Here is a 25,100-nt window from a genome sequence, read left to right on the forward strand (position 1 = left end):
TCTATTTTTGTTTCCATAGCATAGTGTATTCTTTTTCACCAGTAGCTTCATCCAAACCTTTACATTGAATAATGAACCCTTCTCTTTGGTAAAAAGAAATTGCTCTGGCATTCTTCTGGTATACATTTAATTGTAATCTATCTTTTTTATCCTTAATATAATTCAATAAAAGCTTACCTATGCCACATGACTGCATTTCTTCAGAAACAAAAATACCTTCAATATATTCATTATTTAGTCCTACAAATCCTTGTATCATCTTATCCATTTCAAACACATAGACTTCGGATTGTGACATCATTTCTTTCACTAATTCATAATTACTTTTCCAGTATTGATTGGAAATAAAATAATGCGTTTTCAGATTTGTCTTTAACCATATGTCAGCAACTCTATTGATATCTCCGTTCAGCAACTTTCTAATCATAACAAATATTCTCCACAACTGCATCCTTTCTGCTTTTCTCTTTTTTCATTCTATAACAAGCTCACCATTAATCATCAATTTTTTGATATTTTTTCTTTTTCCCCACTGTAAAACAGCCTCTGAGCGTTTCTATAGGCTTTGATGTCCGGGCAGCCTTCGGGTTGCCTTTACATAGTTTCCACTTTCAAAAAATAAAAAAATTGTGTTTTTAAAAGTGGGGGACTATATAAAAACAATCACGAGAGCAAAATATATCGATAGAATCATTGAACTGAATGGTACTACTGACATCAAGATTATCTTCATCGACTTCATGGATTTGGCGTATGAAAAAAATCAAGGAACACCATTCCTTACACGCCTATGTGTAAGAACATTATCAGGAAGGCAAAACGAACTATATAAAGGCGTCTTCCTGAAAACATACAAAAACTATATAACATAGGGCATGAATGATTTTTTCTCCATCAAACTGGAATTTATCTATTAACTCTCTTAACTTTCCCCTATTTTCAAGGCTTCCCGCCATTGAAAATTCTATATATGTATCCTTTTCCCTTGTTTTTGCCCTTATGGGATAATTACAAGGGAAAATTCATTATTCAGTTGTTTAATCGTTGCCTGCCACTTTATCAAGAAGTCTTGCGGAAGTCCGCTTTGCTTCCCTTGTAGCATGGGCATAGACATTCATGGTGGTACTCACGTCTGAGTGTCCTAACAGTTCCTGCACATCCTTAGGCTGAGCCCCGTTGGATAAGAGGTTTGTCGTGTAGGTATGCCTCAGTGTGTGGAAATGGAAACCTTCAAGCTCCGGTACTTTTCTTCCTGCTGTCCGGCAGGCTGTTTCTATGGTTGCCGGAAGTTCCAGACAACCATCCTCCCTTAAGCATACAAAGAAGATTTCGGTGTAATCTTCCGGCACATTCTCTGTCATTCCCAAATGATAATACTCGTAATGCACCCGATTCTTTTCCATTACTTCTCTGTAAAAATTCCGCTGGTAGAGTTCCCCATACTGAAAACGGTTTTTGTGCTGTTCCTTTTTTGCATTCCTCAAAATATCTGCGAGGGTATCGCCAAAGTCAACAACCCTGATCTTTTTCCACTTTGTCGGACCGATTTCGTGCTTATGGGTAGCACCATTGTAGCGGATGCTCCTGCGTACAGTGAGATACTGTTCTTCAAGGTTGATATCCTGCCATGTCAGACCTGCTACCTCTCCAAGTCTGAGACCTGTAAAGTATGCTATCTGAACCGGAAGAATCGCATCCCCACTTCGTTTTCCAAGCTGTTCAATCAGTTTCCGGTACATTTCAAAGGAAAGCGGTTTAACCTTGTCTCTGTCTGTGGCTGTTTCATCCGCAAACAAATCTGTTTCTTCCTTTTTATGCCTCATCACCACATACTGCATTGGATTGAAGGTAATAAACTGTTTCGGAAATACCGCAAACCGGAATGACTGTTGCAATACTGCTGAAAATGACCTTACATAATCAATGGAATATCCTTTTGATATAAAATCTCCCACAGTGCCTCCAAATGAGAGCAAATCCATAAACTCCTGCAGGTGTACCGAAGTCACCGTTTTCAGTTTCCTTTTGCTGATAGGGTGTTGTTTGATTCTCCCAATTGTCTGAAGATAATTGCCAACCGTTCCATTACTCAATGTGCCTGTCTTTAATTCTTCCTCAGCCCACAGGTCAAGCAACTCTCCGAGTGTGATGTTTTCAGCCTTTGCAACAAACCGCTTGGCTTCATAATCCTCCATTGCCTGCCTCAACAGCTTTTCCGTCTCGCTTTTGTTTTCCGTACCTGCAAATTCCTTCTGCACCAGATTACCGCTTGCATCTTCCACATAGAAGCGGTAGTACCATTTCTTGCCTTTCTTTCTTACAGAACCTTTTGCCATAATCGTTACTCCTTTCGATATCGACAATCGGAACTGATGAAATGCTTTCTGCGTGTAAGTATATCATAACTCCGGTTGTCTAATCTATACCGGTTCGGAGTCTTTCTCTGAAAGAAGATTTGCAAGCCTTACGGCTGCCGTTTCGGGATTCTTGGAATAGAGCCTTACAATGTCGCCCATGTCGTTCAGTGCGTTTACCGTATGGGTGATTTCCCTAAGGAACATAATCTCATTATATTCCTGATTGGATTCAAACCCCATTACTTTTGCAATTGTGGCATCTTCCGTATTCCCTTTAAAATTCTTACAGGCATATTGAAAGGAATCAACGAATAATTCGTATTCCTTCAACATCAGCAGCAGTAAATCTTTGGAAAAATCCGCTTCGTCTGCCTTCATATCATAAGGCAGTTTGGAGAGAATGGAAGTCATGGTATCACGAATCTGTAATTCCCTTTTATCCGTAACATCACTTGTCATTTCTTCCGTCTCGCCCTTCAGCCACTCCACTGATACATGAAGTGCTTCCGACAGACCATCCAGAACAAGCTTCTTGGTGTTGTCAATCGTTCCTGCCTCATACCGCTGTATGGTGGAAGCGGTAACTCCCATCTTTTCTGCTATATAAGGCTGGTTGACACCTAATTCCAGTCTGCGTTGTTTTGCCCTGCTACCGATTAACTTGCGTAATTCTTTATCTTTCATTCTGATACGCCTCCTTTTTCGGTATGGCTAAAGTATAACACAGTAAAAGTAGCATTGCAATATGCAAGTTAATAATTACTTTTAAAATTTCGTAACGCTTGACAAGAAGATATAAAAGTTATATAGTAGGCATAGTTACAAAATTGCATTATGCAATTCAAGAGGAGGTGTTTTAATGACAGAAGTGAAGATTGCACTGTCCATTGAGGAAGCTGCCGACTATACGGGTATCGGCAGAAATACCCTGCGGAAACTGGTAGAATGGAAAAAGCTTCCGGTATTGAAGGTAGGACGGAAAGTCCTTATCAAAACGGATATGCTTGAAAAGTTCATGACCGCCAATGAAGGCAGGGACTTAAGGGACAAAGGAAATGTCAGAGCTGTCACAAGAAATGTGACAAATTAAATAGGGACAGTCCTAAGACCATCCCTAAGGTATGTATCTGACCGAAGCCATGATATACCTACACGCAAATAGATTATACCATGTGCTTCCTCTAAGATACAACCGGAAATTTAAGAAGTGGGGAAGAAACTTTTTTATACAAGCCCTCGGCGTTTGAGAGCGAAATACACCCCTCGCACAAATCTTACGATTTGTACTCTGTGTATTTCGCCCTGCTGGGAGCTTTTCGCCGACAGGCGGATATGTTCGTAGACAGGCTACCTATGTAGCCTACTCACTTTCACATTAGAAAGTTTCCCATCCTCATTTCTTGCAGCTTCGTACTTGGCAGATACGGAAAGGAGGAAGCACATGCCAAGAAATTCATTTATTCAGATGACGAAGCTCCACAATGTCCGGGGAAGAATTTATTATATTTCAAGCCCAAAGAAGCAGGAAAATCTGTATGCGGTATATGAAACCACAGACCGTAATTTTTGGACTGACCTTGCAAAATATAATCAGGCAGAATTTAAAAAAAACGGTACGGAGGGGAAATGTATTGAGGCAAGGGAATTGATCATAGCCCTGCCGGAATCTTTTACGGAGTATCCTCCAGACAGACTGTTGCAGATATTTACAGACCATTTCAGACAGACTTACGGAACGGACTGTATCGCAGCCCTGCATCACAATAAGCGGAAAACCAACTATCACATCCATCTCATTTTTTCGGAGCGTACACTCTTGGAACAGCCCATAGAAAAGGTTGCCACCCGCAATATGTTCTATGACGAAAAGGGAAATCATGTACGCACCAAGAAAGAGATACTTGATGAAGAAGGAAATATCCGTAAAAGGTGTAAGGTGATTCACAAAGGTGAGGTATACGAAAGACAGATTTTCTCCATTAAGGATAAACACTTCAAGGCTGAAAATTTCCTTGATACCGTCAAGCAGGATTATACCAATCTTATCAATCAGTATGTGTGGGATAAAAGCCAGCGGTTAGAAGTTTTTGAGCGTGGCGGTATGTATCTTGCCACCAAAAAGATTGGTAAGAACAATCCGAAAGCCACCGAGATTGAGGCAGACAACAGTAAACGCACCTTGTGGAATCAGACTGTTGACAGAGCGATTGTAACGGGTGTTTCCAAGTCAGAAATCATGCAGATAAAAAAGGAACGGATAACGGACAAGATTGTGGAATCCGTATGGCTTTACGGAAACAGACCGAATCTGTTATCTTCCATTATCGGTACTGCCATTGCAGTATTAGAACTGTTAATCTCCAAAGTATTTCTCAAAACTCTGGAGCTTGCAGATAAAGTAATTTCCAAAGAGCTTGAAGCAAGACCGGAGAACACAGATTTCAAAGAGCAGAAAGCTGTACCAGAAGAAAGCAGAAAGCAGACAGATACACCAAAGCCTGCCATACCGCCAAGACCACAGCCATCACCGGAAGCAGTTTCTTACAAGCACTTATGCGAAATTTATCAAAAGCTGCAAGAACAGAATAAAGCAATTTTTGCACTTGAGAAACAGCGAAGTGACCTTGAAATTGAACTGTCCGACAGCAAAGGTATCTTCAAAGCAAAAAGGCGTTCCGAACTTTCAACAGAGATAGCCGGATTGGAGGAACGTATTTCCCGAATGAAAGCCCGATTATCCCATATCGTAAAGGAATACGGGTATCAGAATGCGGAAGCCTTCTACAAAGCATTTCATAAGTCAGAGACAGCTTATGGGGATTATCAGGACAGCCTTAAGAATTGGAAACAACGGTATGGAGAAAAGCCACAGTCTCTACACGATAGGCTTATATCTAAGAAACAGGACATAAAGGAGCGAGAGTTAACAAGACCATATTCTCCACCAAACCGTGGAAGGAGTAGATAACAAACGAAGGGAGGCAATTGCCTCCCTTCGTTTGTTATCTCTCCGTAAAAGACTGGAATTTCACCCTCTCGCATAAAGATACAAATTATTTTTTTATTTCCTTATCATATATCTTTTTTGAGTATACCACAGTTACAATTGTTGCTAATAATAAATAAATCAACATAAAGATTGTGCCAGTCATCCCACTTGTAAATACGGTTGTAATGATAGTCAATAACCCCGTAATAATAATACATATTGCACCAAAGCGGTTACTCTTTCTCCATGTATTATCATTGTGCATACTCCAAACGGTTCGAACTCCCACTACTGCATTTCGTTTTGCCTTTGTCATAAAATTTCCTAATACAATAAATATAATACCACACAAAATACATGAAACTTTTGCAATGTCAATAACCGCATGTTCACCACCTGCATTTGCCTGTATCCAAGAAGAATAAAGAATAAAATAATGCATAATCCCGAACATGATTGCTTGCGAAATTCCTACAACACATAATACCTTTGCAGAAGATTTTGCTTCCATCTGTTCCTTTTCTGTATTTGCATTTTTTGATTTTTTCTCAAACACATAGATTAGCAAGTGCCAAAACAGTGTAATAAACAAAATAATTACCGGAAAAATAAAGCTTTCTGTTTTACTTCCCCATCTGTCAGTGTTTCCCTCCAAGTCATGATGCATAGGTATAATATCAGGCATAAACTGTAGTACAACACTTGTAACTACAACTGGTATCATTGCTACTATCCACATTATTTTTTTCATACTTTTTTTCCTCCAAACTGGTTAACCCATATAATTAATTCATCGAAAACCGTAGTGTTGATTTCATAATAAACAAAGTTTTTCTCTTTATATTCAGATATCAAGTCTGCGTTTTTAAGTAATTTTAAATGATAAGAAAGAGCAGCCGGTGTAATCTGTAATTTTTCAGCAATCTCTCCGGCATTTAATCGTTCATTTCTCAACATAATAAGAATGTCTCTTCGCTGGCTATCTGCCAATACTTTAAAAATGTTAGTTTCTCCCATATCTTTTACCTATTTAAAACTTTCTTTAAATAGATTTTAGCATGCTATTTGTTTTTGTGCAAGAACTATTTAAAAATAATTTTAAATAGAGGGGATACACTGAAAAATCAATGTGTCCTCTCTATTTACCTTAAGGCAAAATTCAAACATCTAGAAACTTAAGATTCCTGCCTCTTATTATGGAATAACCGTACGTTCTATATATTTTTCTGGAATTTTTAGTACTAGACCTCTATCATGATATTATATTAGCAAAATCACCACGTATCTAAACGATCCTCTGCATCAACCCATACTTGCATTTCTCCATCCAAGTATAATCTTGCATATTCTAATGGATTATCAATAGCCAAAGCATTCAACGAACACTGGGAGCCGGGAGTAGTTCTCAATCCTTCCTCTGCCTTATTGCAATCAATTCTAAGCACTACATTTTCAAACGTGGTTACATCTATGCTATTACATTGCGGATTATATCTTGCATAAATCAATCTCATATCTTATCTGTCCTTTCCTTAATTTTCTAAAAGTTTTGAAAGCATTTCAATCCGTTCTTCCTGCCATTTTCATTTCATGTTATAATTTGTTACTGGATTTTCTTTCCCTTAATTTTGCCCTTGTGAGCATTCGTAACATGAGGGAAAAGGATATAACACAAGGGAAAGCGTAAGGGCAAACTCACTCGCTACAAATTTAGCATTTTCAAGGGGTTGCGGACTTCACGAGGATAAGATATAACAGTTAATAAATGTTATGAATTAAGTCAAATCAAGTCGAGTAGACTAAGACCTCTCAATCTTAGCCCCTCACAGATCCGTACGTGCGGCTTTCCCGCATACGGCTCCTCATAGTAACATTCGCTTCAATATAAACAATAGTACGTTTTAGGTTTTGCTAACGGGTAATACTTGAGCATTTCCACAAATCCATTCCATGTGTATGCCCGTCTACAACCTCTTCGATTCATGGCTTTGAATAGAAACTGTTGTACTCTATGCAGGAATGTTGTTATCTTCCGAAAATTCCATGTAACACCATAATACCGATAGTGTCCAATTAGTTTTACGTTCAACTCTTTAATTATTTCTCGCATTGGTCGATTTCGATTGTCATAAATCCAGTTCTTGTATGCTCTAACCTTTTGCTCAAACTTCTTTCTTGAAGTCTGTACCTTTGGCACGAAACCTCCCTTTCGAGTTTTGCTACAGTAGAATGTAAACCCCAGAAAATCAAATATTTCAGGCTTACATTCTCCTCTTGCTCTACGATTCTGCTCTGCAAATCTCCCAAATTCAATCAGTCTGCTTTTACTACTTTCCAGCTCCAGTCCAAACTTTTCCATTCGTTCCTTTAACTCTTTATAGTATCTTTCAGCTTCTGACTTATATTGAAATCCTGCAACAAAATCATCCGCAAAGTTGACGAGAAAACACTCTCCCTGCATTTCCATTTGCACCACCAGCTTAAACCACAGCGTCAGCACATGATGCATGTATATATTTGCAAGCATCGGACTCATTACTGAGCCTTGTGCCGAACCTTCCTCTGTTGGCTCGAATTTTCCTTCCTCCATTATTCCTGCTTTAAGGTATTTACGTATTAGCCACAATAAGTTCTTATCCTGTATATTCCATTCAAGGAACTTCATCATCCAATCATGGTCGATATGGTCAAAGAAACCTTTGATATCGGCATCTACGATATAGCTGATTTTTCCATAGCTTATCCGTTGGTATACTTCTTTTATTGCTTCGTGACACCCCCTATTCGGTCTGAATCCATACATGCAGTTTAGGAATCTCGGTTCATAAATAGCTCCCAGTATTTTCTTCACTGCCATTTGTACAATCTTATCTTCATAGGAAGCAATCCCTAATGGTCGTTTCTTTCCATTTCCTTTAGGTATATATACCCTCAGTGACGGAAGAGGCTTAAAGGATTTGTTTTTCAACCTCTGTACCAGTTCCTTGATATTTCTATCAAGGTTCTTCCCATACTCATCCTTAGTTACCTTGTCAATTCCGACTGCTTTGTTCCCATCTAATTCCTTATGGCATTGCTTTAGCATATCTTCATTTATCAAGTGGTACACTGATGTAAATATAGGATGTTTTGATGTTGCCGATATCTCAGCTATTCTTACTAATTTCGTTTCCATTATTTCCTCCGTCCCTGAGTACGGATAATGTGTCCTCAGTAAGACCTTTACTATGCAATCCCCTTCCCTCCATCGGCATTGCCCGATTTCTACAGTACTATGGGATTGTCCGACCACCTACCATTCATTTGAAATACTCCGTTTTCAGTTGCAATTTCATACTCTTCTTCGAGAAATGGCAGGTTCTCCCCAGTTGATGTGTATTCACAATGTAAAACATGATTGGTTCTCTGACTCCGCAGTGCCACATAACACTCGCCATATCGCATTACATGATATTGTCTTCCGCACCAGTTAAGACGTCGACCGACTGAAGTTAACGTTTCGAAGCTCAATCACTATTCAACCCTGCTTTCTTGCTGTCTACGCTTGTCAGATGCCGTTACCGGCATCATCCCAAGACTCGCTATTATCTGGTTGGCTAAACCTTGGATAAACCGGAATCCCACCGGCTTGACTACACACCCTTAGCTGGGCGCACAACTGGAATTTGTAATTACATTCCATACATATTGGCATTCTTTACAATCACTCTATCTCCTTTTTCTAATTGTTCCTTAGAAACTCCTCTTAACCCAAGTCCAACATGCTCTGTTTTATATCCACAACCATTTGATTTTCGTTCTTTTGTATGTATATCGATGGTAGTAATTATAGTCTCTAATACACCTCCATTTGTTTTATAAACACACGCATTTTCTCCTTCTCTACACATTCCTGTTGATATGTTTCCTGTGGCAACTGTTCCAACCCCCATAATTGTAAATACATCATCAATAATCAATTCAAAGTCTTCTTTTAAACATAATGGAACATCTAATCTGTTCATATACTCTTTTTCTCGCTCTTTTTTGCTTTTACCAAATAATCCCATAGTGTTTCTCCTTTATAAATCCCGATTGAGATTTCACCTGTTTTAGGGAATTTAATAACTGTTATATTTTGTTATTAAATTCTCTGCAAACCCTTGAAAACACTGGATTTATCGCAGGTGAGCTTTCCCTTATTGTTTCCCTTGTGTTATATCGTCCCGTCAGCGTTTACGAACTCTGATAAGGGCAAATACAAGGGCAAGAAAAATCTATAAAACAGTATAACACAAAATAAAAGTGACATGGTGAACTGATTGAAATGCTTCTGATTTTTGTAACAAATGACTGATTGAATGATAAGGAGATTCTATACGATGAGAACAATATTTGCAGAATACAATCCACACAGAAACAGCATTGATATTTATACTTCTGCTGGTTATATGCTCCGCATTGACTGTTGGGAAGCCGAAAAGGATTTAAAAACCACACCCGGATCAGACTGTGCATTGAACGCACTTGCCATTGATAAACCGCTTGAATATGCAAAATTATATCTTGATGAAACAATGCAGATATGGGTAGATGCAGAAGATTCATTAGAACTATGGTGATTTTTTCAACAGCACTAAGGTTACTTTTTCCCAATCTCATTTATTGAGAATCGTCTTTTTACCGTGCATATATATTCAATATCTTTTTATCTATTATAATGAAATCAAGGGCTGGTCTAATGCCAGCCCTACAAAAATGAAAATTCACATAGAAAATAAATTTACAATTTTTCCGATATAAACCTGTTATCAACAAATACAAACATAATTTATATTATCGTATCTATTGATATGATATGTATTTCAAAGAGTTACCAGAAGTTTTTGAAAACTTTTCCCTTGTGATATTATCTAAAGCTCCTAATTTTATACTTTTCCCATGATGGAGCAGCTTATTTGACCGTATCTCTAGCACCAAAGATGTTGTATTCTATACTGATACATCAATAGAATTGCGAACTAACCTATTACCATTTTTGACAAGCGTAGATTCCACTGATTCTCTTGTAACGTTATCAAGAATGCTTGTATCAAACTTTTGTCCCGGCTTCCAATTTGGATTAGCCGATTTCACTGCTGCATACATAGCAGCTCTATACTGTCCTTCGTATTGCTCTAAAGTCCATGTACCACTTAAACGTTTGTCTTTACTTACGCTTAACTGATAATCCTTAAAAATATCTGAACGCTTAGTTGTATCACCATTTGAAATACCGTTTTCCTTAATAAATTCCCTCTTCACATTATCAAACATCTTTTGACGATATTCCTCGGATACACTCGTGAGCTGCTGCCATGATGTACCTTTTCCGGTAACATCCATTCCCGCCACTCCATTTGCATTCAGCAAATCACCTTCTGAATCAAATTGCTTCATCAGATTCTTAATAATGGTATCTCTTCCACCGAATGTTTCATATATCATTCTTTCTTCTGGTGACATCATGGCTTCATTTTGCATAATACCAGATAACCAGCCTTTTTCTTTCAAAGCCTTATATTGTTTGCTATTTGTATTGATGCCATTATACGTGTTACCTAATCCGCTGATATTCATTGCCATATAAAAACCTCCTTGTAAATAAATTCAAAATCCGTTTAGAATTAACTCAATGTTATATGGTATATATCGTCATAAATCTCCAAGAAATAAATTTCACCGTTAAGTGCCCTCACAATTATACAGGTAACTCACAATCCTTTAGCCAAAATCGCAGTTCCATAACAGTCACAGCAATTTTATATTTTACTTCGATTTCAACTTTTTCTGGCGGATTGGCTAAAAGCCTGTCAATATCCTGTTCCTCAACATCAGCCATTTTTGCTATCGTTAGCTTGGATATGCCATGATAGGAAACAAGCACTTCCAAAAAACCGCTTAATTGCTTATCCTTATCTTCAATCGCTCCAAAATACAGAAATCCTACTTCTATTTAAAATTCTGAATTATGAACTCAATTCCGTTACCAGTGAAGAATATCTTTTTGTCCGGTTCTTTATATCCTCCTCACTGACACCATAATAACAATATAAATCTCTGGCTATTTTCTTAAACCTTTTTATGACCGACTTATTTCCAGAGTAAGATATTCCAAATATATTCCAGGTATAATCTACCTCTATTTCCATTAAATCCTCACCAATTTTTATTTCATATAAATGAAAATCCATGGGAATTACATTATCAGGCATTTGGTCAATCAATTTATTTCTAATTTCCATTTCATTCAAAAAATTTTTAACAGATTCTTTATTATGAAAATCTGGTTTTGGAATATCCTTCCTTTGGCCCAAAAGTTCTGGTTTATGCTGCATAATCAAACTAGCTTTTAGATTTTTCTGTCGTTCTATCCAATTTGTTGCGGCAGGATTGATTTCCACTAAATCATAATGATCCTTTGCGTATTGCACCACTTCCGCAAGGGTATGCGGGTTGGCCGCTATTCTCTTTTCTATCCTTTTTCGTCTGGATTGATAGATAGCATTTCGGATTCTAATCTTTAGAGATTGCTTTTGAGCTTCTCCAAATATAAAAACACTTGTGGGACCATCTTCACCATTTATTATAGAAACTTGATTGATACTTTTATTTTTCATAAGTGCCCTCTACTCACAAATCCCGATTATATCGGTGATTCACAATCTTTTAGCCAAAATCGCAGTTCCATAACCGTCACAGCAATTTTATACTTTACTTCGATTTCAATCTTTTCTGGTGGATTGACTAAAAGCCTGTCAATATCATTTTCCTCAACACCAGCCATTTTTGCTATGCGCCGTAACCGTAAGCACATGACCTCCATTAACACGAATACTTTGTCCTTCTGCAATATTAACAGAATTATTCTGTCTGCTAAGTGAAGCACCCTTCGCCAATTTTATTGGTGTTTTTAACGCTTGTGCCAGATCCTCTACCGGATTTAGTAAGTGCTGCAACATCGCCCCATTATATGCTTCCTTATCTTTAATAACTGTATTTTTATAATTAGATGTAAGTGCTCTTGTATTGGGATTAATATAACTTGATATTGATTGCATCATCTCAACCTCCAATTATTTTCATTCCTCTGTCATTCGGAATCTATTCACTCTCCATAACGGTCCAAGTGATCTATTACTTTTATGACCATCTATACCAAGTTCCGCTATTCAAAAGCTGTGACATACTTTCTTTGTATCTTTTCACTGCTTTCTGCTGAATGGAACTAGGCACCACATAATCGTTACCAACTTCACTTATTTTCCCATTTACCAGTTCGCAATGTGTCCCGTTTATCACAAATTCTCTGCTGGTATCCACTCCCTGGGACGCAAGAAAGTCTAAAATATAATCGGTGTATGGATCTGTCATACTGGAAAAATACTGCTGGTCCGCAAAATGTATCAGGGTATTTAATCCCCCGATTATCATATTACATCTTTCATCATCTGCTTTGCTTCCGTTTCCATAGCCCTCGCCCCAGACAAAAACTTCCTGTACCGTCATGCTGTATCCATTTCCAAGATTAAATCTGCTTCCAACCCCAATCGTGATACTGTTTGTACCGGGATCATATAGTTTGTACCCTCTGGTTTTAAATGGCTGCTGTATGGTTCCAAAGGTTTGAATCTCGGATGGGAGATATGACATACCCGTAATGGCTGTAAACGCTTTCTGCCCATTCACATAAAAGGAAGTATGGGTTGCACTGTCTATATCCGCTGTAATCTCGACTTCCTCATCATTGGCAAAAGGATTCTGTCCGGTTATCCCGGTTCCATATGCATACAGCATTCTTGTAAACTGATATCTTGTATGTTCATCAAAATGATTCAGTGTCTCTGTATCTTCTCCCTTTACATCTCCATTGCAAAAATCAACAAATTTATTTTTGTCTATTTTATGTTCTAGCATAAGTCATTATTTTAATTGCACACCTTACGGTTTCATATCAAAGTTCCTATGCCAAAGCATCAAATGCCGAAACTCCATTTTCTGTCACTCCTATAGAAGTTGAAGTACCTAGCAATTCCACCATTTTTCCTGTCAGGTCATCTACATCTTTTCCATCAATTTTCAGATTATATTGCCGTTCTTCCTGATCCTGTTTTTCGGCACGCTGTTTTTCCAGTCTTTCCTCTGTCTCTTTCTTTTCTGCTTTCCTTTTCTCGAGTCTTTCTTCAAGTTCTTTCCTTGCTTTTTCTGTTCCCGGATCAACCTCATCTGTTACCAGTACTTCTTCTGTTATGCTATCATATCCATTTATTGTATCCGTTACACTCAGTACCTTACAGCCACGAGCACTTTGAGCAGCTTTCAATTTTTCGATACTTTCCGGTATTAAAGATAGATTATACTCCAACCATTGTTTTGTCTTTTCATCTCCCATAGCCTCTGACAAAAGAGAACTGTTTATATTTACGGAATAATCCCTGCTTCGTAAACAATCGTATTTTTGTGTTAAATAGTTCTTATATTCATGGGCATTCTTATATGTCCTGCCCGTTTTGTTTCCAGCATTTTGTGTATTGCCATAACTATTCGTATATGACGCATAAGTTCCTATTCCTGTAACTGCCATATTAACATATCTCCTTTCATTATTCGGAGTCCTTCCAACTATGCCACCTGTTGGATTTCTCTCAGAATCAATATAATATTGATCACACGCTAGCTTCAAATATACTTTGACTAATACCTTTCATCCACATATTCTGCGTTGCTCCATATCCTCTTTCCTGCCCTATATCATACAATCCACTGCTGTCAAAGCCTATTTTCAATACTAAATCATTTTCTTTTTTCCAGCCATTCTTAGCATATTCCAACCATCTATTAGAATAAAGTTCATACCCTGCGCCATTTTTAGCCTTTTCCTTAAACAAGGCAAGTAAATCTGTGCCATCCTCTGCAATAAAAGTACCATTTCTATATGTCGCATTGCGTGCATCATACCCTGTTGTCTCATACACTTCATGCCATAAAGAATATTGGTTTGCCTTTGTCATATTTGCCTGCGAATTAACAATTTCATTATCTGCATCATGCATACAAATCCACGCATGCGTCCAAATATTTTTTGCATTATCCCCTTCATTCAGTAATGTTTCTATCTGCGATAATGTATCTCTATCTGCATTTCCCGACACCGTTAGCTGATATGTATATGGGTCAATAGAAAATACCAGATCTGCCTGTTTTGATATTGATATCCCATTCTTTGAAAGTAGATTTGAAATTTGCTGATTTACAACACTTCTGGCATACTGTTTTTCCCTGTCAGTATTGCGTACATAACCAACACTTCTTGAACCACCTGTATATACATCCTTGTAATTCCTTAATGCATAATCATACCGGGCAAATCCAGCCGAATATTTTCCTCCTGTTTGTAACATTCTTTTCTCATTGCGGTAAGCTATGGAACGCTGATCTTCTGTCATATATGAGCAAAAATTAGGTGAGGTCACATCACAATATTTTGATTCGATATATGCCATTGGATCAGAATGAGACAAATTTTCTTTGTACACTTTATCATAATGCTCCTGCAAAACTTTTTGTACGAAACGATCCTCCTCTGTAAGTCCATCATATTGATATCCTACAGTTGTATCAGCGCTGGAAGTATTGGGCAGGTTGTTTAAATCCCTGCCCGCTGGAATGTTATTATAATAGTCAGAATTATTTACAGTAACCATACTATACCACCTACCTTATAATCTGTATCATGTGAATCATACTGAAACCCTATCGATAAACTTTTTTCATTTTATTTTCCACATTTTTTCTTCATTATCCGGAGTTCTTCCGACTGTGTCACCTGTTGGCTTTCTCTCAGCCTCAATATGATATGTAATCCAAGTTCTCTTTTTTTCCTATGTTCAAATGACTAAGCACTATTTATACTTACTATTTGCACTTGTCAGATCAAGATATGTATCCATACTTTTCGTCCAAAGCAACGATAAGTCAAACCTTCCCAATTTGTTTAAATCTTCTATGCTTTTTTTGAACATTGCGATAAAATCTCTTCTGTCGTTAAGTCCCATATTACCAGCTTCAAGTGGCAGAGACGTGAAACCTCCCTGCTTTTCCACTTTGTAATGTGCCTCCAATGCACGCATTTCGACTACTGTAGCATTTGATGGATTAACGTCATTTATATATATTCTTTGTTCAAACTCTTTTCCATTTTCATCCACACCTTTCGCTAACACTACAGGATTTTCATCCGTCGAATCATCCGCATATTTAAGGCAATAAGAAAGACCTGTACCATTACCTCCTGTCCACAACATATTATCTGTTGTGAATATCTGATATACCTTCGGTGTTTCTGCCGTATAAAATGTCTTTTCCCCAGATGCAGGCGTTTTCATATGATTACCTTTTTGTTGACCGTACAGTGAAGATACGGTATTCATACCAGAACCAATGTTCATATTTCTGTTCCTCCAATCAGCTCAAAATTTTCTCTATATGCCAGTCCAGTTTCTGCCTCAACTTTTTTGGATAAAAGTGTTTTCAACACCTAATCCCATATTAACTTTCCACGGTTCTTCTGTCAGTCGGAACCGCACCTGCTCTCTCCTATGGAGTCCAAGCTTACTTTTTCTACTATATTCAAATAACTAAGCCCTATTTATGCTTACTGCTTGCATTTAGATAAGTATTCATATTTCGCATATAAAACATCTGCAAATCATACCTTCCTAATTTATTCATATCCTGTATAACCTTTTCAAAGCTGGATATAAGGTCGCATCTGTCATTTAATCCCATACACCCAGTTTCTTGCGGAAAAGAACTGAGACTATTCCCCTTGTCGACGTTATAATATGCCTCCAAAGCACTCATTTCAACATAAGAAGCATTTCTCAAATTAATATCATTAATGTTAATCTTTTCTTCAAATTCTTTTCCATTTTCGTCAACGCCTTTGGCTATCACTACAGGATTATCCTCTGTTGACTCTTCTGCGTATTTAATATAAAACGAAAGACCTGTTCCATTTCCACCTGAAAACAGCATATCATCCGTCTTTAAATACACCTTCACTGATGTCTGAGAAAATGCCTCATTTTCGGCAACATATGTTTTGCTATTATTTTTCTGCTTTCCAAATACTTCCGATGCACTTTGCACTCCCGAACCAATACGCATTTAATTACCTCCTAGTATAATATTATATATCGATTATTATAAGTTGATATAGTCAGTAAAGTCCTCAATTATCAATTGTACTTTTTATTATGTTTTCATTAAAAGTATTGGCAATATTTTCATAAGCAGCTATGGCAACCGCCCTATCTACTTCCGATAATACATTAACAGCCGATATATTATCATCAAAAGCCGCATCTTTTTTACTCTTTTGCATATTAATCTCTTCTATCTGTCTGCGCTTTTCTGCCGCCTCCTCACTACGCTCTAAATATTGTCTACGCCGTTTAGCCTTCTCTTCATCTTCAGCTTTCATTTGCGCCTCTATCTTTGCTTTTTTTTCTGGTGAAACATCTCCACAAACATAATAGTGTGCAGTTCCATCCGGGTGAATAACCATACCATAAGATTGAATCTCAAACCCCCCGACTGCCATCTGCGCCTTCACAGTTGACTGCGAAGCAAAAAAATCCTGTATCATCTTTTCGTAATAAGCTGCTTTTTTGGGATCATTTGCCATTGTTTCCAAAACATTGGGTGCAATCACAATATTATTCATCCCATATGTCCCCGTCCCCAATGAATCCATACTCTTTTGATCACTTCCAACATTTTGGATCATTATATTCCCATATTTAGCCTTTAAATATTCAGTGTAGGTATCTACTTTTGAAACACTATTTTCATTTGGCTTCTGTACTTTCTCTGTATTATCACCCTCTTTAGCAGATAAAATCTTATTGAAATCTAAATGATTGGCTTGCCCTGTCGTCTTATTCTGTTGATACCTATAATTCTGATTATAAGCATTAACTAAATTTTCAACGCCTAATCCCATATTAACTCCTTTCCACGGTTCTTCTGTCAGTCAGAACCGTACCTGCTCTCTCCATCCGAAGCCCAAGCAGTAACCTTTAATTGATTTATTGGAGTAAGATAACCCTTTTGGAGTTATCTTACTCCTTTTGTTTTGCCATTACGATAATCACAACCGCAACACTCCACAAAATATTTCATTATTCTGACCTAGTTTTCCCTTTTCTTCGGTCTTTTCGGCTGATGATAAATCGCTGAACACTCTGCCGTCCTGCCAAGAACTGTTTTTTCCACTTCATTCCGGGCAATTCTCTCCACTACCTTCAATACCTTGTTTGTAATCTTTTCTGCTTTCTTCATCTTACCTTTACCTCCTGTTTCAATAATTTTGCTACGCACATCAGAAGCGAACACAATATGATAGCGATTGACATATAACTTACATAGAGCTGGTTCATCCCCAAGATGTATATTTTTTTTTATCATATTTGTGCCTTAATCTCCACTTGTATCATTTACAATATTGCTTGTAACAAGTGTCCCTATGTGAAAGGCACACTCTACACTTTATTGTTGTTATCTTCCATTTTCCGAGCAATTATAACTTTTCCAATCTACGTTTATCAAATGCTCCAAAATTTAGATGCCAGCTCCCGATTTATGATAGATGAGAGAAAATTAGGATTATTATTCTGGAACACTTTCAGACTTTCAAAAAAAGCCGCTTTATTCTCTGTCTTTATATCTGAAAAAGTTGCATCCAGCTTCTGATCTTTTACATTTTTCTCCACATATTCCTCCGACTGCTTTTCGTAATTATCAACCATCGAAGGATTCTTTTTCACTGCCCCTTCATACCAATTTGTAAGGTATTTTAATGCATTAAGCTGTCTGTCCTCATTGCTGCTTTCTTTACTAATCTTCTGATATTCCGTGTATGCACTGCCGTCCATCGTCCTCATCATATCAAGCGCATTTGTAGTCTTTACAAGATTGCTACCATGTCCAAGATATGTACCTTTCCCTACTCCATAGTCCATATTTCCGTTATTGTCAGCTTTTCCTGCGCTCGCAAGCTTTGCGATAGACTCCATTGCTTCCAAAAATGGTTTTCTGCTATCTTCCGGGATAAAATTCTCTGCCGCATATTCCGCTTTTTTCATACCAAGTGAAATATTTGCCTGCCGTTCTTCCTCTGTCATAGAGCCAGTATTTCCAACAAGGAAATTCTGACGGATGATATCATACACAAATCCCTGTTCCTCTTTGCTGCAGTTCTCCACCGCAGATGCAACCGCCTTGTCTGCACCATACATTCCGGAATATGCCGGAAGTTCTAGTGAGTTATCAACCTGCGTAATTTCTTTTTGAAACGCTGCATTTCTCGCCTCCATTGATTCCCGCTGCTCCTGTGTTACATTGGCATCCACTATACCTTTCTTGTTTTCCACAAGTGCAGCCATTCCATCTCCCGAAAATTCAACAATAACCGCATCTCCATACTGCGAACCGATGTCCTTCATCGCCTGCAGGGTTTCTTCCCTTGACATCTTGTCCATAATCTTATTGCCATGTTCATCTGTAGTGTTAAATTCATACTTTACAAGGGTGTCTTTCTTATATATACCATTCCCGTATGAGGGAATATTCGTTGTTCCTCTGTAAAACTGACTGTAATCAATATTCATAATATACACTCTCCTCTACTTTATTTTTTCTTAGGTATTTGTGAAATACCAAAAGTCTCATAAATACAATATTTTTACCACATAAAACATACTATATTTTTATAGTTTCATACTTGTATATATATCTTATGCAAACATATAATATCTGCCTAAATCATCAACTTTATATACATTATTTCCGGTATATGATCTAAAGTGATCGTAATATCCTTATTATAGGTATCCTTCGCGAAACTTAATGCCCGGTACTCTGTAATATTGAATTCGTAATAGTCCACATCCTCCGTATCCGATAAACTTCCCTTTAAATATCCGTCCGGCTTATTGATAAGTGCCGTCAGATCCAGTGTTCTTCCAAACTCATCCTGATCCGTATATTTATTTGTTTTCCAGAAATAATCATTGGAAACTTTACTATTTTCTACTGCAATATTTTTATCAGTGGGTAAACCTTTTTTCTTAAAATCATATCCCACAAGCTGCGCATGCATCTCTACTGTGCGGGTTATTACCATCTATTCATTCTCCTTGTGTATAATTACTTTTCATAATCATAATACTTTCCTGAAACTATACGCATACATATCCGAATACATGTTATCATGCGGTTGTGGCGTCAGCCTTCTATCCAATGCCGCCATATCCACCGTAAAACCACTGTCTGCCACAGAAAAAGCACCATTACTGAATTGAAACTCCGAAGTAAAGTCTGGAATCCCCAGATCACCGCTTGTCCGGTTATGTCCTATAATATTTATCAATGCATCCTTTATCCGCTCTATCTTGGCATTGTCCTTTGTTTTGTTAATCAGATTAGCAGCTTTTCCCGGCAGCCCGCCAATCTTTCCGTCTGGTGTCAGGTAAAGGTTCTCCAGAGAAATATCTTCTCCCGTAACCCCTTTTAAGTAACGCCTGACTTCCTGCACATCCGTGGCATACTGGTAGGTATTGGACGACAGATTTCCCACACTGTCAGCAATTCCTGTGTAATACTGATACATCCGGTCACTGTACTTTTCCTCTACCAGTTTCTGAACCTGTTCCCGGACTTCTTTATCTTCGATACCGCTCACTGTTACATTCCCATTGCTTTCAATCTTTATCTGCATTCCCTCCAGCTCATCACGGGAGATACCTTTGCTTTCCAGATCCTTTACAAAATCCTCGGAAAAATCATGTTTCAGTTCCGCCTTCTGCTGTGCTTTCTCAAAATCTTTCAGATTGACAAAAATCTTCACATACTCCATTTCCGCATCATCCAGTGTCTTTCCTTCCGCCATGTCCTGCAACAATTCATCCACTGTGCGCCCGCCTTTGTATTTCTTTTCTTCCGGCAGACTTTCAAACTGCTTCTGGTGGAATTTCTCCATTTCTTTTGTATAATTTTTCTCTGTATCCATCAGGACTTCATTATATTTGTCGAGGTATTCCCTCCAATTTTCATCTTTCCGGCTGTATGCACCGTGAAGGTTCCCGAATGCCTCCCTTATGGCATCGGTCTTTTCCTGTTCTTTATTTTCCGTAACCTTGAAACTGATTTTATAATAATCATGCGGAGAAACTTCTTCCCCATTTTTGTTTTCTATTTTGATACAATATTTATTGGTATTTGTATCCCAGTTCGGGATGGTCAGTGTTTTACGTCCTTCCCCGTCCCATTCTGCCTTTCCGACCTGATTGCCATATTCATCATATAAGGTGAGGTCATAATCACAGCCTTCCGGCATGTCCATGTATATTTGAACCCCAAAATAATTCTGTATGGTTCGATTAAATGGAATGGAAAAGTTGTAGAAATCCACATCCTTTTTATCACTGAGATTTCCTTTCAGACTGCTGGTTTCGTCCTTAATCAGAAAATCCAGATCCAGAAACGTACTTCCCTTCTTCTTGTCCGAAACCTCATAAGTGGTATGCTGTCTGCGATAAGTGTCATTGCTGCCAAGTGTACAGGAATCTTCCTGAAGTGTCATATTTTTCTTCAGTTTCCCTTCAAAAAATGCCACTGTTTCCTTTCCAGACATGAAAAAAATCGGTTTTTGACGAAATGCCGCCCCATATGTAGAATGATTACTGTTTATTTCCATTTCTTATCCTTCCTCCCGAAAAATATCTTACCTGTATTCTTATGCTTTCCTGTCAAAAGATGAGCCTACAGTATAACAGGATTATCCGGTAAAATAATACTGCTTTTCTCATATGCTGCCGTCGCCAACTGGCTATTTAGATATTCGTTTTGTACAGCTTTTCGTCTTGCCATCTCATCGTTGTCATTTTCCGTTTCTGTTCCAGTCAATTATAACTTTTCCAATCTTTCCAGAAACGCAACATAGAATTCTCTTTCTTTCATACAAGCCCTCTGAACTTCTATGCTTTTAGGGACATATTCCAGTGGATGGTCTAAATTATATAAAGCCTGTTTCGTTGCCTGAATTGCAGATTCTGTTGTGTTTCCCAAAATGTCGATGTTATCCACATCGCCCTCGCCCTTCATCTGCTTATTCAGCCTTTGTATCATCATCTGTGATATATGGCTCAACATTCCGTTTTTCTTTATTCCCATACCATTCGCATTTACTTCCTTCGCTGCTTCCATCCATGCATCTTTTACATCCTGCGGAGCATTCGGACCAATCATATCAAATGCTTTTTCGTTAAAATCCGTATCTGCCATATATGGATTTATACTCTCATTTTCCTGTTTGGCACGTTCTGTACTAAATTGAGGAATATCATTCTGTCTGCGTCTGTTTTCGTATGACACACCATTCATAGAATAGTTGGAACTAATCTGCATATATCAATACTCCTCGTATTATAAAGTAGTAGTGTTTATAGACCCTCTCCAAGGTCTGTATGCTATAATTTTGGAGATACTGTGGATTGTTTTCACACTCCTACCACTTGATGGTTTAAGAAAGGCTACAACCACAGTCTCTTTGTATATTTGTTAATCAGTTAGATACCGCATGACGGTTTATTTAGAACGAGGTTACAATCGCAAGGAGTACCAGTGGTTCTAAACAGTATCAAAATATTTACTCAAAGGAGATTTTTATGATATACGTCGGAATTGATGTTGCTAAGGACAAACACGACTGTTTTATTACCAATTCAGATGGTGAAGCATTATTCAAATCTTTTACCATTCCTAACAACCGTAAGGGTTTTGAAACCTTGTTTCAGAAAGTACAATCCGTATCAGATGATTTAACCAAAGTAAAAGTAGGGCTTGAAGCCACTGGACACTATAGCTACAATCTTCTGGGATTCCTTCTTGATAAAGGTTTGCCGACCTACGTTATCAATCCGTTACATACCAATCTTTACAGAAAAAGTTTAAGCCTTAGAAAGACGAAAACGGATAAAGTGGATGCCCATACCATCGCTTCTATGATCATGTCTGATGTGGACTTGAAGTCCTACTCAGACACATCTTACCATAACGAAGAACTAAAGTCATTAACTCGTTATCGTTTTGATAAAGTACAGGAGCGAGCAAAGCTCAAGACCTCTGTATCTCGCCTTATTTGTATTCTTTTCCCTGAATTAGAGAAGCTTGTTCCAACAATCCATATGGCATCCGTTTATGCCCTATTATCTGAATTTCCGTCTGCTCATGCTGTTGCATCTGCGCATCTTACCAGACTTACAAATCTGCTTTCTGAAAGCTCACATGGCAGATATGGCAAAGATACAGCAGTAATGTTTCGTGAAGCCGCCAGAAACTCAATCGGTTCAAATATGCCAGCGAAGTCTCTGGAACTGAAACATACCATTAAGCTCATTCAGGAATTAACTTCTGAGATTGACGAAATTGAAACCGAAATCAAATCCATTATGGATGAGGTTAATTCTCCGATTCTTAGCATCCCCGGAATCAACTACCGTATGGGTGCCATGATTATTGCAGAAATCGGTGACTTCAGTCGTTTTGATTCCCCTGACAAGATACTTGCCTATGCCGGAATGTCCCCATCTACCTATCAATCTGGGCAACTTGATAACTGTTACTCCCATATGGAAAAACGTGGTTCTCGCTATCTTCGATACGCCCTTTACAATGCGACTAAATATGTCTGCCATTGGGATGAATCATTTGGAACATATCTTGCCAAAAAGCGAGCAGAGGGCAAGCATTATAATGTTGCTTTATCCCATGCTACAAAGAAACTAGTAAGAACCATTTATGCAATGGAAAAAACAGGGCAATCATACAGTAGTGCATCCTAATTGTTTTCTGTAAATATCTCCTAGCTGAGTGCCGCTAATGACACTCTTTTTGTCATACAGTTTTCAAGGTACAAATATATCTGAAATGCATTTCTGCAATTCATTCAAAATATTTCATTTTCAGACTTGACTTTTAATAGTTAGTCTTTTTATTTGAATTGCATTATTATCATTAGGCTTTCGCTTCAAAAACTGGTCTTTTCTCCAGATAATCCGGTAGTTCTTTCAATTCAGAATTCATACCATTCTTTACGGCATTATATTCCTTCCAGTAAATGGAATAGAATTCATCTTTTTTTGTAAGTTCTGCCGGAGTCATTTCATACCCCCAGCCGGCACCGGTATTCAACAATACATTCACACCCTGACTCTGAATTTGAACCCCATAACCACCTGATGTTAAAATAGTGAAATTTAATGTTCCGCCTCCTGCCAGTGCAATCTGCTTATCTGCAAGATTCTGATTTTTTCCCTCTGCCTGTTCCAAAAAATCCAGTAAGGTTAATTCTCCGATCCCTTTACATTTTGGATTGGCATTTTGATTTTTCATTGCACTTTTTGCCTGTTGGTATAACTGCTTTCTATCCGGTGCAACCTCTGACAAATATTCTGCCCTTAACTGCAATAGCTGCCTTGAAATAGCATCTTGTTCTGTCTTATCAGTAGCATTGGCAGCCTTTTGTGCCAGTTTCTTAATCTCACTCACAAATTCAGTCTGCGTTCTTGTACTTTTTCCTTTCGATGGAATATAAGACCAGTTTGGTTCTCCATTACTACCAGAAGTAATTAACTGTTCCCTTCCAACTGTTCCTATATTTGAAAAAGAGATTCCCATAAATCCACCTCACGGTTCATAAATAAATCTATCTATAACTTTATATCTACTGACTTTCTGCCACTCTACTCTCTGGTGATGTCATACTATGCACCAATTAGATATTTTCCTTTTATCAAATCCTCTTATGCCTTAATATCAAAACTTGATCTATCAGGTGCAGAAATACTCACAGATTCTGCTACAAGGCTCTGTGTCATACTTTTTACATCATTACCAGTTATGGATAAGGTATAATCACCCGTTTCTTTTCTTTCTGCCGATTTTTCTGCACGTTGCTTTGCAGCTTTTTCTTCCTCTGCTTTTTTAGCAGCTCTTTTCTCTTTTACTTTTTCCTCTTTTTCTCTGTTCTCTTTTGCTTTTCGTTCAGCATTCTCTTTCGCTATTTTCCCATCTGGATCATTTGTACAAGATGCTGTCTCTATAATATTTCCGTTTGCATCAATCATATAACTCTGATTTGTCACAGTGCCCAAACATCCATTAATCGTATCTTTTGTACAATCCGGAATGGCTGCTAAGTTTTCCTCCAAATACTTTGCTTTTTCCGGATCATTCATGCACTTTTGTAAAAATGCACTTGAAACAGATACCGTTGTCGGAATGCCCTGCATTGAAGTCAGCCCTATATTCATATAATGGTATTTTCCTTGCAAGTATTTTGAATAATCATTTACATTACTATACCCTGTCTTAATCTGCTCTGTTTTTGTCACACCGGGACGTGATGTTTTTAATTCAACTGTACTTGTTGTCACGTTGCCATCTTTTGTATTTGTACTATCCTTTTCACTATCTGTTTTTTTTACAGTATTCTTATAATTTGAAGCATAATACGATGTGTAACTGCTGTTATTGATACCCGTAATTGCCATAATCCTACCTCCCTGTTATTGAAACTTAAAATAATTTCTATTATATTGAACGACTTGGATATTTAATTTCTCTCAGCCTCAATATGATATGTAATTACTATTTTTATTTGTAAATCATAG

At 37.8% G+C, this 25,100-nt stretch carries 31 protein-coding genes and 1 pseudogene; 5 read left to right on the top strand and 27 right to left on the bottom strand.

Annotated features, from left to right (window positions below; translation table 11 throughout):
• Position 1: 1 nt before the first annotated feature.
• Positions 2–427, bottom strand: a complete 426-nt coding sequence (locus OCV43_RS09875) for a GNAT family N-acetyltransferase (RefSeq protein ID WP_262623996.1) — start codon at positions 425–427, stop codon at positions 2–4.
• A 226-nt stretch (positions 428–653) separates the two neighbouring features.
• Here OCV43_RS09875 and OCV43_RS09880 point away from each other — a divergent pair.
• Positions 654–795: pseudogene (locus OCV43_RS09880) on the top strand (ATPase); the annotation flags it as partial.
• Between the two features lie 242 nt (positions 796–1,037).
• Here the strand turns inward: OCV43_RS09880 and OCV43_RS09885 are convergent.
• A complete protein-coding gene (locus tag OCV43_RS09885; RefSeq protein ID WP_012744117.1) occupies positions 1,038–2,336 on the bottom strand; it encodes a tyrosine-type recombinase/integrase in 1,299 nt (432 codons plus the stop codon).
• Positions 2,337–2,420: 84 nt separating this feature from the next.
• On the bottom strand, positions 2,421–3,041 hold the full coding sequence (locus tag OCV43_RS09890) for a helix-turn-helix domain-containing protein (RefSeq protein ID WP_005604344.1): 621 nt from the start codon (positions 3,039–3,041) through the stop codon (positions 2,421–2,423).
• 175 nt (positions 3,042–3,216) lie between these two features.
• Between OCV43_RS09890 and OCV43_RS09895 the strand changes: the two genes are divergently transcribed.
• Positions 3,217–3,447 carry a helix-turn-helix domain-containing protein gene (locus OCV43_RS09895; protein ID WP_005604346.1) on the top strand — a complete coding sequence of 77 codons (231 nt, stop codon included), beginning with the start codon at positions 3,217–3,219 and terminating at the stop codon, positions 3,445–3,447.
• A 351-nt stretch (positions 3,448–3,798) separates the two neighbouring features.
• Complete coding sequence (locus OCV43_RS09900; RefSeq protein WP_005604347.1) at positions 3,799–5,325, top strand: MobA/MobL family protein; 1,527 nt, start codon at positions 3,799–3,801, stop codon at positions 5,323–5,325.
• Between the two features lie 85 nt (positions 5,326–5,410).
• On the opposite strand, the gene OCV43_RS09905 is transcribed toward OCV43_RS09900, so the two are convergent.
• The 5 genes from OCV43_RS09905 to OCV43_RS09925 form a co-directional block, all read right to left on the bottom strand.
• A complete protein-coding gene (locus tag OCV43_RS09905; protein ID WP_005604349.1) occupies positions 5,411–6,097 on the bottom strand; it encodes an SdpI family protein in 687 nt (228 codons plus the stop codon).
• Entirely contained in the window at positions 6,094–6,363 is a 270-nt protein-coding gene (locus OCV43_RS09910) for an autorepressor SdpR family transcription factor (protein ID WP_005604351.1), read from the bottom strand. Before OCV43_RS09910 ends, OCV43_RS09905 begins: the two co-directional genes overlap by 4 nt.
• 257 nt (positions 6,364–6,620) lie before the next feature.
• Positions 6,621–6,860, bottom strand: coding sequence for a DUF6061 family protein (locus OCV43_RS09915; protein WP_005604353.1), 240 nt, complete (start codon positions 6,858–6,860; stop codon positions 6,621–6,623).
• 365 nt (positions 6,861–7,225) lie between these two features.
• The gene (gene ltrA, locus OCV43_RS09920) at positions 7,226–8,521 is read right to left on the bottom strand and encodes a group II intron reverse transcriptase/maturase (RefSeq protein WP_262623997.1); all 1,296 of its coding nucleotides are present in this window, start codon (positions 8,519–8,521) and stop codon (positions 7,226–7,228) included.
• 496 nt (positions 8,522–9,017) lie between these two features.
• Complete coding sequence (locus OCV43_RS09925) at positions 9,018–9,395, bottom strand: translation elongation factor Tu domain protein (protein ID WP_021748087.1); 378 nt, start codon at positions 9,393–9,395, stop codon at positions 9,018–9,020.
• A gap of 312 nt (positions 9,396–9,707) precedes the next feature.
• Between OCV43_RS09925 and OCV43_RS09930 the strand changes: the two genes are divergently transcribed.
• A complete protein-coding gene (locus tag OCV43_RS09930) occupies positions 9,708–9,947 on the top strand; it encodes a DUF6061 family protein (protein ID WP_008115692.1) in 240 nt (79 codons plus the stop codon).
• A gap of 370 nt (positions 9,948–10,317) precedes the next feature.
• Here the strand turns inward: OCV43_RS09930 and OCV43_RS09935 are convergent, their stop codons facing one another.
• The 17 genes from OCV43_RS09935 to OCV43_RS10010 form a co-directional block, all read right to left on the bottom strand.
• A complete protein-coding gene (locus tag OCV43_RS09935) occupies positions 10,318–10,944 on the bottom strand; it encodes a DUF3879 family protein (RefSeq protein WP_262624011.1) in 627 nt (208 codons plus the stop codon).
• Between the two features lie 121 nt (positions 10,945–11,065).
• Entirely contained in the window at positions 11,066–11,320 is a 255-nt protein-coding gene (locus OCV43_RS09940) for an HTH domain-containing protein (RefSeq protein WP_306723472.1), read from the bottom strand.
• A 13-nt stretch (positions 11,321–11,333) separates the two neighbouring features.
• Entirely contained in the window at positions 11,334–11,984 is a 651-nt protein-coding gene (locus OCV43_RS09945; protein ID WP_262623998.1) for a hypothetical protein, read from the bottom strand.
• Between the two features lie 26 nt (positions 11,985–12,010).
• Positions 12,011–12,190: an HTH domain-containing protein gene (locus OCV43_RS14035; protein WP_317246661.1), complete on the bottom strand. Its 180-nt coding sequence runs from the start codon at positions 12,188–12,190 to the stop codon at positions 12,011–12,013.
• Complete coding sequence (locus tag OCV43_RS09950; protein ID WP_243242036.1) at positions 12,138–12,428, bottom strand: hypothetical protein; 291 nt, start codon at positions 12,426–12,428, stop codon at positions 12,138–12,140. The genes OCV43_RS14035 and OCV43_RS09950 overlap by 53 nt, the downstream gene beginning before the upstream one ends.
• 79 nt (positions 12,429–12,507) lie before the next feature.
• Positions 12,508–13,281 (bottom strand): hypothetical protein, encoded by a 774-nt coding sequence (locus OCV43_RS09955; protein WP_262623999.1) that lies wholly within the window; start codon positions 13,279–13,281, stop codon positions 12,508–12,510.
• 46 nt (positions 13,282–13,327) lie between these two features.
• The gene (locus OCV43_RS09960; RefSeq protein ID WP_262624000.1) at positions 13,328–13,948 is read right to left on the bottom strand and encodes a DUF6033 family protein; all 621 of its coding nucleotides are present in this window, start codon (positions 13,946–13,948) and stop codon (positions 13,328–13,330) included.
• 82 nt (positions 13,949–14,030) lie between these two features.
• Complete coding sequence (locus OCV43_RS09965; protein ID WP_262624001.1) at positions 14,031–15,068, bottom strand: DUF4885 domain-containing protein; 1,038 nt, start codon at positions 15,066–15,068, stop codon at positions 14,031–14,033.
• Between the two features lie 198 nt (positions 15,069–15,266).
• On the bottom strand, positions 15,267–15,812 hold the full coding sequence (locus OCV43_RS09970; RefSeq protein ID WP_262624002.1) for a hypothetical protein: 546 nt from the start codon (positions 15,810–15,812) through the stop codon (positions 15,267–15,269).
• 196 nt (positions 15,813–16,008) lie between these two features.
• Positions 16,009–16,533, bottom strand: coding sequence for a hypothetical protein (locus OCV43_RS09975; RefSeq protein ID WP_117842306.1), 525 nt, complete (start codon positions 16,531–16,533; stop codon positions 16,009–16,011).
• Positions 16,534–16,597: 64 nt separating this feature from the next.
• Entirely contained in the window at positions 16,598–17,371 is a 774-nt protein-coding gene (locus OCV43_RS09980; RefSeq protein ID WP_015517459.1) for a DUF6033 family protein, read from the bottom strand.
• A 188-nt stretch (positions 17,372–17,559) separates the two neighbouring features.
• Positions 17,560–17,709, bottom strand: coding sequence for an AgrD family cyclic lactone autoinducer peptide (locus tag OCV43_RS09985; protein ID WP_262624003.1), 150 nt, complete (start codon positions 17,707–17,709; stop codon positions 17,560–17,562).
• 263 nt (positions 17,710–17,972) lie between these two features.
• Complete coding sequence (locus tag OCV43_RS09990; RefSeq protein WP_006859197.1) at positions 17,973–19,037, bottom strand: hypothetical protein; 1,065 nt, start codon at positions 19,035–19,037, stop codon at positions 17,973–17,975.
• A gap of 149 nt (positions 19,038–19,186) precedes the next feature.
• Complete coding sequence (locus tag OCV43_RS09995) at positions 19,187–19,552, bottom strand: hypothetical protein (protein ID WP_262624004.1); 366 nt, start codon at positions 19,550–19,552, stop codon at positions 19,187–19,189.
• A gap of 36 nt (positions 19,553–19,588) precedes the next feature.
• A complete protein-coding gene (locus OCV43_RS10000; RefSeq protein WP_262624005.1) occupies positions 19,589–21,124 on the bottom strand; it encodes a hypothetical protein in 1,536 nt (511 codons plus the stop codon).
• 65 nt (positions 21,125–21,189) lie between these two features.
• Entirely contained in the window at positions 21,190–21,333 is a 144-nt protein-coding gene (locus tag OCV43_RS10005) for a hypothetical protein (protein WP_262624006.1), read from the bottom strand.
• Complete coding sequence (locus OCV43_RS10010; RefSeq protein ID WP_117842371.1) at positions 21,334–21,834, bottom strand: hypothetical protein; 501 nt, start codon at positions 21,832–21,834, stop codon at positions 21,334–21,336.
• 260 nt (positions 21,835–22,094) lie between these two features.
• Between OCV43_RS10010 and OCV43_RS10015 the strand changes: the two genes are divergently transcribed.
• The gene (locus tag OCV43_RS10015; RefSeq protein ID WP_262624007.1) at positions 22,095–23,270 is read left to right on the top strand and encodes an IS110 family RNA-guided transposase; all 1,176 of its coding nucleotides are present in this window, start codon (positions 22,095–22,097) and stop codon (positions 23,268–23,270) included.
• 172 nt (positions 23,271–23,442) lie between these two features.
• Here the strand turns inward: OCV43_RS10015 and OCV43_RS10020 are convergent, their stop codons facing one another.
• Positions 23,443–24,105, bottom strand: coding sequence for a hypothetical protein (locus OCV43_RS10020; protein WP_118098781.1), 663 nt, complete (start codon positions 24,103–24,105; stop codon positions 23,443–23,445).
• A 125-nt stretch (positions 24,106–24,230) separates the two neighbouring features.
• Positions 24,231–24,980 (bottom strand): hypothetical protein, encoded by a 750-nt coding sequence (locus OCV43_RS10025; RefSeq protein WP_117699272.1) that lies wholly within the window; start codon positions 24,978–24,980, stop codon positions 24,231–24,233.
• Between the last annotated feature and the right edge of the window lie 120 nt (positions 24,981–25,100).

The organism is Roseburia amylophila, assembly GCF_025567465.1.
GTDB lineage: Bacteria > Bacillota > Clostridia > Lachnospirales > Lachnospiraceae > Roseburia_C > Roseburia_C amylophila.